This is a genomic window from Actinomycetota bacterium (assembly GCA_005888325.1).
Taxonomy (GTDB): Bacteria; Actinomycetota; Acidimicrobiia; order Acidimicrobiales; family AC-14; genus AC-14.
Map to the genome: position 1 here is coordinate 38,214 of VAWU01000072.1, position 13,792 is coordinate 52,005.

Annotated in this window: 13 protein-coding genes; 5 read left to right on the forward strand and 8 right to left on the reverse strand. The window is 68.7% G+C overall.

The genetic code is table 11. The features are described from left to right. Positions 1-48 precede the first annotated feature (48 nt). The 4 genes from E6G06_21445 to E6G06_21460 all read left to right on the forward strand — a co-directional run bounded on the left by E6G06_21445 (position 49) and on the right by E6G06_21460 (position 4,675). On the forward strand, positions 49-726 hold the full coding sequence (locus E6G06_21445) for a response regulator transcription factor (GenBank protein TML86048.1): 678 nt from the start codon (positions 49-51) through the stop codon (positions 724-726). Beyond that, positions 726-2,090 carry a HAMP domain-containing histidine kinase gene (locus tag E6G06_21450; GenBank protein TML86049.1) on the forward strand — a complete coding sequence of 455 codons (1,365 nt, stop codon included), beginning with the start codon at positions 726-728 and terminating at the stop codon, positions 2,088-2,090. The genes E6G06_21445 and E6G06_21450 overlap by 1 nt, the downstream gene beginning before the upstream one ends. Positions 2,091-2,138: 48 nt before the next feature. Beyond that, positions 2,139-3,584 carry a hypothetical protein gene (locus E6G06_21455; protein ID TML86050.1) on the forward strand — a complete coding sequence of 482 codons (1,446 nt, stop codon included), beginning with the start codon at positions 2,139-2,141 and terminating at the stop codon, positions 3,582-3,584. 149 nt (positions 3,585-3,733) lie between these two features. Beyond that, entirely contained in the window at positions 3,734-4,675 is a 942-nt protein-coding gene (locus E6G06_21460; GenBank protein ID TML86051.1) for a hypothetical protein, read from the forward strand. A 9-nt stretch (positions 4,676-4,684) separates the two neighbouring features. Here the strand turns inward: E6G06_21460 and E6G06_21465 are convergent, their stop codons facing one another. The 6 genes from E6G06_21465 to E6G06_21490 are packed head-to-tail and all read right to left on the reverse strand — an operon-like array spanning position 4,685 to position 10,757. Further along, positions 4,685-5,923 (reverse strand): cytochrome P450, encoded by a 1,239-nt coding sequence (locus E6G06_21465; protein ID TML86052.1) that lies wholly within the window; start codon positions 5,921-5,923, stop codon positions 4,685-4,687. Between the two features lie 10 nt (positions 5,924-5,933). Next, positions 5,934-7,184, reverse strand: a complete 1,251-nt coding sequence (locus tag E6G06_21470) for an amidohydrolase (protein ID TML86053.1) — start codon at positions 7,182-7,184, stop codon at positions 5,934-5,936. 1 nt (position 7,185) lies between these two features. After that, a complete protein-coding gene (locus E6G06_21475; GenBank protein ID TML86054.1) occupies positions 7,186-7,962 on the reverse strand; it encodes an acetoacetate decarboxylase in 777 nt (258 codons plus the stop codon). Between the two features lie 25 nt (positions 7,963-7,987). Further along, complete coding sequence (locus E6G06_21480; protein ID TML86055.1) at positions 7,988-9,229, reverse strand: amidohydrolase; 1,242 nt, start codon at positions 9,227-9,229, stop codon at positions 7,988-7,990. 13 nt (positions 9,230-9,242) lie between these two features. Next, the gene (locus E6G06_21485) at positions 9,243-10,118 is read right to left on the reverse strand and encodes an SDR family NAD(P)-dependent oxidoreductase (protein ID TML86056.1); all 876 of its coding nucleotides are present in this window, start codon (positions 10,116-10,118) and stop codon (positions 9,243-9,245) included. Positions 10,119-10,142: 24 nt separating this feature from the next. Beyond that, entirely contained in the window at positions 10,143-10,757 is a 615-nt protein-coding gene (locus tag E6G06_21490; GenBank protein ID TML86057.1) for a TetR/AcrR family transcriptional regulator, read from the reverse strand. An 80-nt stretch (positions 10,758-10,837) separates the two neighbouring features. Here E6G06_21490 and E6G06_21495 point away from each other — a divergent pair, with 80 nt between their 5' ends. Then, complete coding sequence (locus tag E6G06_21495) at positions 10,838-11,911, forward strand: amino acid ABC transporter substrate-binding protein (GenBank protein ID TML86058.1); 1,074 nt, start codon at positions 10,838-10,840, stop codon at positions 11,909-11,911. 148 nt (positions 11,912-12,059) lie between these two features. Here E6G06_21495 and E6G06_21500 read toward each other — a convergent pair whose 3' ends face one another. Together E6G06_21500 and E6G06_21505 are read right to left on the reverse strand one after the other, a co-directional pair. Beyond that, entirely contained in the window at positions 12,060-12,536 is a 477-nt protein-coding gene (locus E6G06_21500; protein ID TML86059.1) for an HNH endonuclease, read from the reverse strand. Between the two features lie 312 nt (positions 12,537-12,848). Continuing rightward, positions 12,849-13,754 (reverse strand): hypothetical protein, encoded by a 906-nt coding sequence (locus E6G06_21505; GenBank protein TML86060.1) that lies wholly within the window; start codon positions 13,752-13,754, stop codon positions 12,849-12,851. Positions 13,755-13,792 lie beyond the last annotated feature (38 nt).

Here is a 13,792-nt window from a genome sequence, read left to right on the forward strand (position 1 = left end):
CACTTGATGCACCTGCGCGCTCAGGGACGCGCGTGAGATCGTTTTCGGGTGCGAGTGCTCATGGTCGAGGACGAGGCGACCGTCGCGGCGGGCGTCAAGCGCTGTCTGTCCGCGGACGGGTTCGACGTCGAGATCGTGCCCGATGGCGCTGCCGGCCTGGCGCGGGCAAGGGCCGAGCATTTCGACGTCATCGTGCTCGACATCATGCTGCCATCGATGAACGGCTACCGCGTCTGTCGGTCGCTCCGCGCGGATGACGACTGGACACCCATCCTCATGCTCACGGCGAAGTCCGGTGAGTACGGCGAGGCGGAGGGGTTCGACACCGGGGCCGACGACTTCCTCTCCAAACCGTTCTCGATGGTCGTCCTGCAGGCTCGGTTGCGGGCACTGCTGCGACGGCCGCAACGGCGGGTGGAGTGGCCGGCGGTCGGCGATCTTCGCCTTGACCCGCTGCGCCGGCGCTGCATCCGCGGCGGGTGCGCGGTCGATCTGACCGCCCGCGAGATGGAGGTCCTCGCCTATTTCCTCGACCACGCGGGTCAAGCCGTCGGCAAAGGTGAGCTCCTCGATGCCGTGTGGGGATCGGCGTTCGACGGAGACCCGAACATCGTGGAGGTATACGTGGGCCACCTCCGCCGGAAGCTGGACGAGCCGTTCGGCCGGCGCAGCATCGAGACGGTGCGCGGCCGTGGGTACCGACTTCGTGTCGAGGAGGCCGACTGATGGCGGGCGGACTCCGCCGTTGCCCGTCGCTGCGACTGCGGATCACGGCGGGCGCGCTGGTGGTTGTCGTGGCGGCTTCCTGTGGCGCGGCGCGTGTCGTCGTCGGTGTGGTCGAGCGGAAGATGGTGCGGCAGATCGACTCCACGCTCACCGCGAACACCGACTTCATCGAGCGCTCGATGAAGCGGGGCACTGGTCTGCCCATGGGCGAGGGTCCGACCGACCTCTACGTCCAGTTCGTGGCGGCCGACGGCCGAGTGCTCGGTGCGAGCACCGCTGCACAAGGCTTGCCGGCGTTGGCGCGACCCGGCCGGTCCGCCGGGGGGCTCGTCAACCGGCACGACCGTACCCTGGGCGAACTGCGGGTTCTCGCCCGGCCGGCGCCCACGAGCTCGAGGGTGACCTTGGTCGTGGCCCGGTCGGCGGACAGCGTCTCGGACATGCGCGCCTCGCTCTTCCGCTTGCTGGTGATGATGGTCGCCGCCGGGAGCGTGCTGCTGGGATGGGTCATCTGGATCGTCGTCGGCCGCGCGCTGAGGCCAGTCGACGTCATGCGCCGGACCGTGGGCTCGATCAGCGAACGGGATCTCCGGCGGCGGCTCGACCGGCCCGGCACCGGCGACGAGCTCGACCGGTTGGCGGACACGTTGAACGAGCTGCTCGCGCGACTCGAGCGAGCTCTCACTCGCGAGCGCCAGTTCGTCGCCGACGCCAGTCATGAGCTGCGCACACCGATTGCCGGGGTGCGCGCGCTGCTCGAGAGCGAGCCCGCCGACCCGGTCACGGTGGTCCCGGTTCGAGCCGAGGCCCTGGCACGGTTGGGCGCGCTGCAGGATCTGGTCGACGACCTCCTGGTGCTCGCCAAGGCGGACGGATCGGTGCCCGACGCATCGGTCGGCTCCGTGGATCTCGACGACCTGGTACTGGGTCAGGCCCGCCAACTCGAGCACACGACGAACCTTCGCATCGACACCTCGAAAGTCTCGGGGGGGCAAGTCGCGGGTCGTGACACCGACCTCGGCCGCCTGGTGGAGAACCTGGCGACGAACGCGGCGCGGTACGCGAGGAGCACAGTGACGTTCTCGATCCGCCAGCTCAACGGCATCGTCGAGTTCACCGTAAGCGATGACGGACCGGGAATCGCGGTCGCGGACCGGGAGCGCATCTTCGAACGGTTCACCACCCTCGAGGGCGCTCGATCCCGGGCACGCGGCGGGGCTGGGCTGGGCCTATCGATCGCGTCGACGATCGTGGCCGCCCACCACGGCTCGATCTGCGTCGACGACGCGCCGGGAGCGGGTGCGACCTTCGTCGTCCGCCTACCCGCGCAGGCGACACCCATCTCCGTCACCGCGCCCGACTGAACATTCGTTCAGCAAGCAGGCGGCACCGCGCGGCGACAGCGTGGTCTCATGCAGGCTATGGCCTCGAAGATCGCCGTACGCCGCGCCGCGATGGCTCTCCTTTGCACCGTCGTCGCAGGTGCGTGCAGCTCCAACGGCGAAACGCGCGAATCGGCGGCCACCACCGTTCTACGAGGATCGAAGGCTGACTCGGGTCGCGGCACGACCTGGCCCGTCTACGGCCATGACCTTTCGAACACGAGGCTGAACCCGAATGAGACCCAGATCACCGCGACCACGGTGACAAAGCTGACCAAGAGTTGGTCGAAGGACGGGCTGGTCGGCGTGACCGGCACTCCGACCGTGGCCGGGGGTATCGCGTACTTCGGTGACTGGAAGGGCACGCTCTGGGCGCTCGAAGCCGACACCGGCCATGAGGTTTGGAACGCCAAGGTGCCCGGTGGCTTCATCGTCGACGCGCCTGCCGTCGACGGCGACGCGGTGTACATCGCGAACGGCCACACGCTTTACCGGTTCGACCGCGGCACCGGTGCGCTGCAATGGCAGGCCACCACCGATGACCACCCGCAGGCGCAGATCAACGCGTCGCCGGTCGTCGTCGGCGGTCTCGTGCTCCAAGGCACCGCCAGCTTCGAGAACATGGTGAACAAGGCCCAATACACGTTCCGCGGATCGATCGGCGCCTACGACGCCGCCACAGGCAAACAGAGGTGGAAGTTCTTCACGACGCCGAACGACGCCACCGCCGGCGCGGGCGCCGGCATCTGGTCCACACCGGCGGTCGACGTGAAGCGCGGGCTGCTCTACGTGGGCACCGGGCAGACCCTGTCCGAGCCGACCGCGCCGCTCACCGATTCCCTGCTTGCGATCGACTACAAGACCGGCACGCTCAAGTGGTCGAAGCAGTTCACCTACCCCGACGTGTTCAGCGCGGCGCACCCCAAGGGCAAGGACGCCGACGTCGGCGCGTCACCCAACCTGTGGACGTCAAACGGCCGTGACCTCGTCGGCGCGGGTGACAAAGGCGGTACCTTCCATGCCCTCGACCGGACGACCGGCAAGGTCGTGTGGGAGACCCAGCTGACGCCGGGGAGCTTCTTCGGTGGCCAGATCGGTTCGTCCGCGTTAGTGGACGGCAAGCTCATCGCGACGTCCAACGTCGGCGACCCGGACACGAACGCACCGACCGATGTCACCAAGGTCTTCGCGCTCGACCCCGCGACGGGGGCCATCGAATGGACCGCCGACGAGTTCCCCGGCAAGGTCTTCGCCCCGGTCAGCGCGGTACCCGGCGTCGCTTTCGTCGGAACCGACAAAGGCACGATGGCGGCTCTCGACACGCGCACGGGCCGGAGGCTGTGGACTCTGCAGGCGCCGGACAAGACCGCGTGCGGTCCGTCGATCGTCGACGGCCGGGTGCTCTGGGGCTACGGCTTCACGCTGTTCGCGGGCGCGGGGCCGGGCGGCGTCATCAGCTTCACGGCGGCGCCGTGACGACGGACACAACCGCGATCGCCGCACGCGACCGACAGATCACCTACCGCACGACGCTCACAGGTCTGCTGCTCGCCGGTGTTCTCGTCGTCGGCGCCTGCTCGTCGAGCACCGAGAAGACCGGCGCCGCGTCGAGCGGCCCCCGACGCGTGCCGACGACGGCGACAGGCGCACCGGGTCACACCCCCGGCCCGTCTGCATCGCCCGGCTGCACCGCACCCGTGCTCGTACAGCCGGGTGCGTCCGATCACACGATCACATCGGGTGGGGTCGAGCGCGTCTACCAGCTGGTGGTCCCCGGCTCCTACGACGGCAGGAAGCCGTACCCGATCGTCCTCGCCCTGCACGCCTTGACCGTGACCTACAAGGTCATCGCATCGATGACAGGCTTCGGCGACATGGCCCCCAAGTACGACTTCATCGGTGTCGCACCGTCCGGTCGGGTCGACGGCTCGACGCCGTACTGGATGGCCGCGCCGACCGCCGACAACTACGACGTCGCCTTCATCGGTCAGCTGCTCGACGAGCTCGAAGCCACCCTGTGCATCGACACGTCGAGGGTGTTCTCGACGGGGATGTCGAATGGCGCGCAGATGTCGTCGCTGCTGGCCTGCCGTATGTCCGATCGGATCACGGCGATCGCGCCCGTGTCGGGAGAGGAGTTCCTCGAACCGTGCAACGGCCGTCCCGTGCCGATCCTGGCATTCCACGGCACCAGCGACCCGATCCTGCCGTACCGCGGAGGTGGGCTGAACGCCACTCAGATCGCGAACAGCCACTTCTGGAAGTCCAAAATCCCTGCAGGGATGCCGAAGCCCCTCGGCGTCGACGAGTCCATGCGCCTCTGGGCGAGACACAACCACTGTGGCTCGAGCTATGTCGAGGAACGGGTTGCACCCGAAGTCCGCAAGCGCACGTGGAAGGGCTGCGCGGCCGACACGACGCTCTACATCATCGACGGCGGTGGCCACGCGTGGCCGGGCAAGCCGGTACCCCAGTTCGAGCAGTCGTTCGGCCACGGCACCACCGAGATCGACGCCACCGACCTGATGTTCAAGTTCTTCTTCGACGCCCCCAGGCTTCGTCGGTGACGGTGTTCCTCACACCTCGATCGGGACGTGGCTCGGGCCGCGGACGGTGGACGTCGTGACCAGCCGCACCGCCTGCTCGTCGACGGTCCACTCCGGGAAGCGCCGCAGCATCTCGTCGAGCACCACCTTGCCTTCGAGCCGGGCGAGGCTCGCGCCCAGGCAGAAGTGGATGCCGTAGCCGAAGCTCACCTGGCGATCGAACCGGCGCCCGACGTCGAAGCGGTCGGGCTCCGGGTAATGCCGCTCATCGCGCCCCGCGCTGCCGGTCAGCAGCGCGATCTTCGAGGCCGCGGGAACGGTCCTGCCGTACCACTCGGCGTCACGCGTGACGAAACGCGCCTGGATCGGCGAGGGGGCCTCGTACCGCAACAGCTCCTCGACGGCGTTCGGGATGAGGTCGCGGCCGGCCACGAGGCGCGCCCGTTGCTCCGGGTGACGCGCGAGCAACACGGCCGCCCACCCGAGCATGCGGGCGGTCGTCTCACTGCCGGCGAGCTGCAGCAGGAAGAAGAAGGCCATGACCTCGTCACGCTCGAGCCGGCGGGTCGCACCGCTGTCGAGCGTGATCTCCGCAGTGAGGAGATCGGACACCATGTCGTCGCGTGGTGCGCGGCTTCGCGCGTCGACCATCGCGTTCATGTACTGGCTCAACGCGCCGATGGCGTCGCGCTTCTCGGCGCTCGTGCGCTCACCCTCGTACCGCATGAGGAGGTCACCCCAGATGCGAAGCTGGTCCTGATCCTCGTTGGGGACACCGAGCAGCGCGCCGATGAGCATGGTCGGGATCTTGGCGGCAAACTCCTCGACGAAGTCGAACGTGCCTCCGCCAACGTGTGGCTCGAGGAACTCCGCGCACAGCTCACGAGTGCGCACCTCGAGTGCGGCAACGCGTCGGGGCGTGAACGCACGGCTGACGAGCCGACGCAGAGCGTCGTGCTCGGGTGGGTCCATGAAGATCATCATGCCGAGCCCGGCCCCTGGTTCCGCGTCGAGCCCGGGCCGCGAGGCGTCGATCAGCTCGAGGACGGTGCCCCGCGCCGAGCTGTAAGTCTGCCAGTCGAGCGAAGCCGTGAGGACGTCGTCGTACCTGCTCAGCGCGTAGAACCCGTGGCGCTCGTTGAAGTACAGCGGAGCCTCGTCGCGCAGGCGGCGCCAGACGGGATGGGGGTCCGCGTCGATTGCGACGTCGTACGGGTCGTAGTAGACGTCGTCCGCCTCGGTTCCGAACGGAGACGGGCGGGTCGACATGCCGCGACGGTTACGCGTCGAGCCCGTACTCGGCCCTCCACCAACGAGCTCGCCGGATCTCCTCCGGATCGCTGCGCGACGCCGGATCCTGGCCGAGGCCGTCGGGAGTCGGGCCGATCCGGTCGGCGATCGGGCGGAGCGCGTCGAGGTCGAACCCGTAGCAGCGGGCCGCAGTCTCGCCCAGCAGCTTGGCGGTGTCGTCGACGGGCAGCCCGCAGAAGTCGCTGCGCAGCCGTTCCACGGTGTGCGGCCAGGTGCCCTCGGGATGCGGGTAGTCAGTCCCCCACATCATCACGTCACAACCGATCACGTAGCGCCGGCGGAGCTCCTCCTTCGACATCGTCGAGGCACCGATGAAGAGGTTCGTGCCGAAGTAGTCGGAGGGAAGGCGTGAGATCTTGCCCGCGAGCAGGGCTGCGAGCTTCTTCGTCGTGTGCCCGCCCCCCATGTACTGGTCCCATTTCCACATCATGTCGGCGGCCCAATAGGCGGCCGACTCGGTGACGACGAACTTCAGCTGCGGGAACCGCTCGAACGCCCCGGAGAACAGGAGGTGCCACATGGGGCGGGCCGGCCACCACGCCGCCTCCGCGAGGTAGATGCCGATGTTGTCGTTGTACTCCTCCTGCGGCGCCTCACCCGAGTGGGTGTGCACCGGGAGGCCCGCCGCCTGGCACGCTGCCCACACCGGGTCGTAGGCGGGATGGTTGTACGGCAGGTGGTCGCGCCACATCGTCGGCACCATCACGCCGCGGATGCCCGGTTGCTGCGCGAGCCACTCGATCTCGTGCACGGCGCGCTCGACGTCGTGCGTGATCGGGACGAGCCCGACGCCGCCACGGCGTTCGGGTCGATGGCCACACAGCTCGACCAGGAAGCGGTTGTGGGCACGCGCGCCCGCGAACGCGAGATCGGGCTCCGTGATCTCCCCCGCCGACAGACCCGCACCGAACGGCGGACCCGCCATCCCGGTGATGGCGTCGGCATCGGGAAAGATCACCTCGGCTGCCACGCCGTCGGCATCGAGCTCCTTGTCGCGCTGCTGCGGGTCGAACGCGCCGCGCAGGCCTTCGGCATTGTCGGTCTCCCAGCCCATGATGTACTCGTAGTTCATCTTCAGCATCTCGTCGCGACGCGCGTGCCGCTCCGCGAGGAACGCGTCGAACGCCTCGTGGTGCCGCGCGTCGAGGTAGGGCCGGTACTCCTCGGACGGCAGCCCGGCATGGGTGTCCGCCGAGATGATGAGGTAGCGCTCGCTCATCTCAGCTCTTCCCTCCGAGGACCGAGAGGTCGTCGTAGCGCTGGTGGACGAAGGGGGCCAGATCCGCGCGCGGCACCGGGCCCACGATCTTGCCCACCTGCACGGTCGCCCGCTCCGTCCAGTTGAGGTCGACGAGGCGCCGGATCACGAGCTCGGCGATCGGATCGAACGGCGAGTCCTTGACGATCACCTCGCCGTCGACGGTCTCGTGCACCCGCGCCTTCTCGCTCTTCTCGCCATAGACGAGCAACGGATCTTGGTCGAGCTCGCCCGCGGTCTCGGCCGACGGAGAGAGCTTGAACCAGAAGTCGGTCTTCTGCTTCTCGTATGGCTCCCGAGCGTGCGTCACCCGCCCTCGGATCTCGCAGACCACGAACCCCATGCGGGCGATACCGGCCTCGACGTCGTCGCCGTCGCGGCGCGCCCAGACCTCACCGATCTTCTTCGGCTCGCCGTAGGTCTCGCGGCCGCCGATCGTCGACTGCTCCGTGGTCATCGGCATGAAGAGCGGGTACTCGCCGATCCGGTCACCGTGACGCGCCTGCACGCCGAACCAGCCTGCGCCGAAGGCCGGCAAACCCGGGATCTCGACCGTGGTGATCGTGAGCCGCACGAGCGGCTCGGGACCCGGCGCCAACGGGGGTGGCAGCACCGCCGCGACGAGGTCCGGATCGGTCTCCCAGATCGCGGTGACCGCGTGCGACCAGATCTCGGCCCTCGTCGCCTCGATCTCGCGGCTGCGCTGCTCCCGCTTGGCTCCGTACCGGATCTCGACCATCACGTTCCGCCTTTCCGAGTGTCTGTCACCACGACTTGATCGCGAGCTCGCGCTCGAATGCGTTGCACGTGGAATCGGCCGGGTAATCCTCCACGGGCAGGGTACGGCGCACTTCCTCGACCGTCGGCCCGATGCGACCTCCGATCGGGCGCAGCCGGTCGAGGTCGAAACCGTAGAAGCGCGCCGCGTTGGTCTCGACCATGGCCCGCACGTCGGCGGGGTCGAAGGAAGAGAACGCGACTCGAAGCGCCTTGGACGTGTGCGGGTACGAGCCCTCGCTGTGCGGGTAGTCGGCGCCCCACATGATGCGATCGACGCCGATCTCCGGGACGAGCGGCGCTTCGCTCGGGCGCAGGAAGCTCGCGCCCGCCCAGACGTTGCGCGCGAAGTACTCGCGGGGAGTGAGCTTCAGCGCCGAGACGGAGGCGCCGAAGAAGCTCGCCTCGGCGCTGCCACCTCTCGTCATCCGGGCGAAGAACCACTCGAGGGTGTCGATGCCGCGTGGCAGCCAGGCGATCCCCTGCTCGGTCAACGCGACGCGCAGCCGAGGATGACGGTCGAGCACCCCGCCGAACATGAGGTGCCACAGGGGTCGGTGCGCGAACCACGGCAGCTCGACGAGCATGATCGCCCGCGCCGCGTCGAGCTCGCCGAAGTCGGGCATCCCGCTGCCGCTGTGGACGTTCAGCGGGAGATCGAGCTCCTCGCACAGGTTCCAGAGAGGCTCGTAGTAGGGGTCCCAGAGCTCGTGGAGCCTTGAGTTCGGCGGCACCGCCGGGAGGAGCACGCCACCGCACACCTGCATCTGCCCGCGAATCGCTCGGATCTCGGCGCACGCGTCGTCGATGTCGTTGACGAAGATCTGCACGACACCGGCGCGCCGGTCGGGAGCCGCAGCACAGAAGTCGACGAGCCACCGGTTGTGAGCCTGCACCCCCGCCCAGCGCGACTGGTACTCCTCCTCGGTGGGCGGGAGCGCGGTGAGGTTGCTCTGCGCGAAGAACGGCGGCACGGTGTTGGGGAACAGCACCTCGGCTGTGATTCCGTCGCGCTCGAGCTCGGCGAGACGGCGCCCGCTCTCCCAGTTGCGATACGCGGTGGGAGCGAGAAGATCGGCGAACGGGTTCGCGTATGCGTCGGCCCAGGCGTCGAACTCGTCGTGCCAGCGGCTCGGGAGGTACGCCTTGTAGTCGAGCAGGTCGGCGCCGGCATGCCCGTCGGCCGAGATCACCGTGTAGCGCTCGGAGGCCTTCGTCGCCGTGGTCATGGCTCGCTCCAGCTCAGAGGTTGTGGTGGGGGGGAAGGTGACCGCTCGCGATCGCGTCGGCGCGCGCGTGCAGGAGCGCGCCGGCCTCGTCGAGGTCGTGGCCGATGACGAAGCGGCCCCGCCGGATCTCGCCGAGGACGAAGCGGCCGAGCTCGCGCAGGTCCATGACGTCGGCGTTCTTGCCCGCCGCGGCCAGCCGTTCGCGGAACTCGGCGAAGGTCACGACCGGCCCTCGTGCATGTTCCTTCTCGCGGGCCAGCTGGGCCGGCCGGTTGCGCTGCGCCGTCCACAGGCCCGTGTCGAGCAGGCCGCCCGACGGATAGAAGACGGCGGCCCGCACGTTCGTGCCGTTGTCGGCCAGCTGGTGGGCGAGCGCCTCGGTGTAGCAGGTGATCGCAGCCTTGCTCGCGGCATAGACCGCGGCATACGGAACCGGCGCGATGCCGCCGTCGCCCGACGACGTGTTGACCACCACGCCCGGCTCCCCCGACGCGATCATCCGGGGCACGAACGCGAGGACGCCGTTCGCCACGCCGAACACGTTGACCCCGAAGCACCACTTCCAGTCGTTCGGCTCCTGCTCCCACGGCAGCCCGCCGCCGCCCGATGTGACGCCGGCGTTGTTGAACAGCAGGTGACACGTGCCGTAGCGGTCGAACACGGTCTTCGCCAGTGCTTCCACGGACGCAGGGTCGGAGACGTCGGTGCCGACGCCGGCGACCTCTCCACGGTCGCTCAGCTCGGACACGGCGCGATCGAGGACGGGCTGCTCGATGTCGGCGATGACGACCCGCGCCCCTTCTTCGAGGAGCGCTTCGACGATCCCCCTCCCGACGCCGTTCGCGCCGCCGGTGACAACCGCCACCTTCTCCCGCAGGTCGGTGATCATGCGCGTCCCCCTTGCGGATCCACGCTACGTCGCAACGCCCACGCGGATCGGCACGATCACTGGAGCCACCCAGCGGCGCAGGTACTCGCGTTGCTCCGCCGGCGACCGTGCCGGATGGCCCGGGTCAGCGATGAACGACTGGAGCAGGCGGAGCATGAGCTCCACGAGGCCGTCGATGTCGCGATCCCGGTAGCCGAGCGCTTCCCAGTTGATGGGTAGCCGGCGATACATGCGGCGGCCCAGCTCCATCGCGGTTGGCGACGTGGCCCCGACGACGAGGATGTCTCGCCGGCCGACGGCGGGCAGCAACGACAGGTAGCGCTCGTTCGGCAGCTGGTCGAGGCAGAACACCATCGCCTCGATGATGACCTCGGCCGGGTCGACCAGATCAGCCACGTGCGAAACCACGCGGTCGATGAGGTCCTTGGCCGCGACGGCACCGGTGGCCCGAAAGAGCTGCTCGGTGGTCGGGAAGTAGCGGTAGACGGTCTGGCGGGTCACGCCGAGCTCGGTTGCGACGTCGGCCAGTCCGGTCTTCGCGCCGTAGCGATCGACGCAGGCCATGGTGGCGGCGACGATGCGCGCGCGAGCCTCGTCGTCACTCTTCGGCGGGGATCCGTTCCACCCGTGCGTGCGCACCCCGAGGAGCCTAGAGCATACGACGGGACGAGATTCGCATGTTCGTGTAGCGTGGCGCCCCGCCACGGAAAGGGGCGGTCATGGAGCCGATCAAGATCGGATGGTTGGGCGCCGCGCTCGACGGACCCGGCGGCGGCTACGACCGCATCCACCGGATGGCCTTCGACGAGGCGATCGAGCAGGGCGTCCTGAACCGCCCCGTCGAGTTCGTCCTGCACGCCGAGAACGGGTTGCCCCGCGGCTCGGCCAAGAACGCCGTCGACGGGTTCAAGTGGCTCGTCGACGAAGGCTGCATCGGCGTGGCCGGTGCCTACAGCTCCGACAACGCCATGGTCGTCGGTCCGATCGCAAACGAGCTCCAGGTGCCCCTGATCAGTTGGTGCGGCACCGAGCGCTTCCACGGCGAGTACTGCTTCCGGCTCGGCAACGGTGACTGCGGTGGCGATGCGGCACTCGTCGTCGCGTGGCTCAAGCGCAAGGGCTACGAACGGGTCGCTGTCCTCAGCGAGGTCTCTCCCAACGGCGAGGAGTACTTCCGCTACTTCCGCCAGGAGTGCCGGCGGCGGGGCGTGTCCATCGCCGCGGTCGAGACCGTGAGCCAGACTCCCGACGACCTCGCGGCCAACCTCGCCAACCTGCGCGGGGTGAGGGCCGATGCGCTTGCGTACATGGGCTACGGGCTGCTCGCGGCCGAGGGCCGCCTACGCGAAGCCCTCGACAAGCTCGACTGGGACCCACCCCGCATCATGAGCACCGCGTTCATGTGGTACCTCGCCGGCTTCGAGAAGTTCGAGGGCTGGGTGGGCATCGACCAGCTGTGCCCCGCGAATCCGCTCGTCGAACGGTTCCATCAGCGTTACGTGGAGCGGTACAGCGAAGACCCACCGATGTGGCCGAACGCGATTCCCGGCCTCGCCTACGACACCGCGCGCGTCCTCGCCGAGGGCCTGCACCGCGCACCCGTCCTCACCGGGTTCGGGCTCAAGGCCGGGCTCGAGCAGATCCGGTTCCTGCCGAGCACCACGGGCGGGCCCCACACGCACATCGCGGGCAGCCCCTACGACCACCAGCTGTTCAAGGGCGACTGGCTGCTCTACGGGCGGATCGAGCACGGCAAGCTCGAGTTCGAAGGGCTCTTCGAGGCCTGGGAGTAGCACTCCGAAGTTGCGGCACGAGGCACTCGTTGTCGCTGTCCGTCTCATGCGTTCGCGTGCCGGGCCGATGGCGCCGCCTACGTCATCGGCGCGCTCGAGACACCGGAGGTGGCACTCGCCGGCCGGTCGAGACGCGCGTCTTTGGGCACTAGGTCGTGCAGTCGCGCAGCATGTCGTCGAGCGCGCGCACCTCTGGGCGATCGGCCGTGAGCCCCCATTTGAGCTTGGTCCTGACCCACCCGATGCCGAACTCGCACCAGCTCGCCCGGTTCGGCGGACGCCAGCTCGCCGGGTCGTGATCACCCTTGGATCGGTTGGCCGCGGCGGTCACGGCCACCAGTTCCCCCGGCTGATCCAGGTCGTTGGCAAACGCCCGTCGCCGTCCGTCGTCCCAGGCCGCCGCGCCCGAGCGCCACGCCTCGGCAAGCGCGACGACGTGGTCGATGTCCAGCGCGGCGGGGTCCTCCGTCGTACGACCGTCGTAGCTGCTCAGCCACTCGCCCGCCACCACCGCGCAACGGGTCGACCTGGGGCGGTACTCGGCTCTGACGCAGCAGGACCTCGGCCCGCGTGTCGCACCCGTCCCCGTCGGCGTCGATCCAGGTGCCGAAACGGGCGCGGTCATAACCGCCCATCGAGCCTTCGGGCGCAACCGCCAACCGGCTCACCAAGGCGCTCGCACTCTCTCCGGAGCGCGGTGGGGCGAGAGCGGTCGTTGCCGTCGTCGGCGGCAACGTCGTGGCCGCGTTTGGGTGCAACGACTTTGGTGACGCGTTCCCACCAACGCATGCCGAGACGACGAGACACAGGAAGGCGCCGACCGTCACGCCCGCCAGGGCGCGGTCGAAGTGCCTCACGCGAGTTGCATGCACGCGCTGCTCCTCGCTCGCAAATGCCACAAGCCAAGCACGGCGTGAACCGGAAGAGACGGAGGGGCTCAGTCGACGGTGCTGCCGGTACGGGCGGCGTGCTTTCCGACGCGAACGCGGACGGCCGCGGCGCGCGTCGCCCGCTCAGCACCCGTTGGCACTCCGCCCTCCCAATGCTCGAGCGTCTGCGCCGCCCAGTACACGGCGAAGGGAAGAAGCTCGAGGATCTCAACCCACAGGATCTGATGGCGCCACTTGCCATCGACCAGCTTGCCGATGACGACCGCCGCGGCGGACAGCGCCATTGCCGTCGCGGTCAGCGCGTACAGCGGCCGGTATACCGGTCGAGCGCTGCGCGCGTTGATGGCCATGACGACGCCGACGATGAAGAACATGGCGATTGCCGCGCCACCGTGCGCGTGATCGAGGAAGCTGTCACGAAAGGCGACGTACCAGACCAGTCCCACGACCAACAGCACGACGCCGAACACCAGCCCGACGACCGACGGAGGGTCGACTTTGCGGATCCTGGCCTTGCCCATCACCCTCGCGACCACGTAGGCGATGGCGATCGCGATGCCGCCGCCGATCGCAAAGGCCAGCACGTTGTTGTCGATGTACGCCTTGGCGTCGACGCCGGCGAAGGCGGTCGATGAGCAGTTGGGCGACGGAGTCGAGGTGGGGACGAAGGCCACGATCGGTGCCAACACGCCTGCCACGTTGAGGAGCATGTCTTCCACGTCGGTGCTGCCCTTGATGGCGATGAGGCTGACGCCGATCGCGACGAGCGCGCCGACAAAGATGGCGTGGACAGGTGTGTAGTAGTACGCGCTGATCGACTCCTGCCAGCAGCTGACCTGGAACCTCTCGATCAGCACCGACGCCATCAGCGAGAGCACCAGGACGACGATGGCGAGTCGCAGATAGCGGTACGACTTGACCGCGAACGGGACCAGCTCTTCTCTGTCCGACATGCGCGTCCCCCTACAACCCTCGCTTCCGGAGCTCGTCG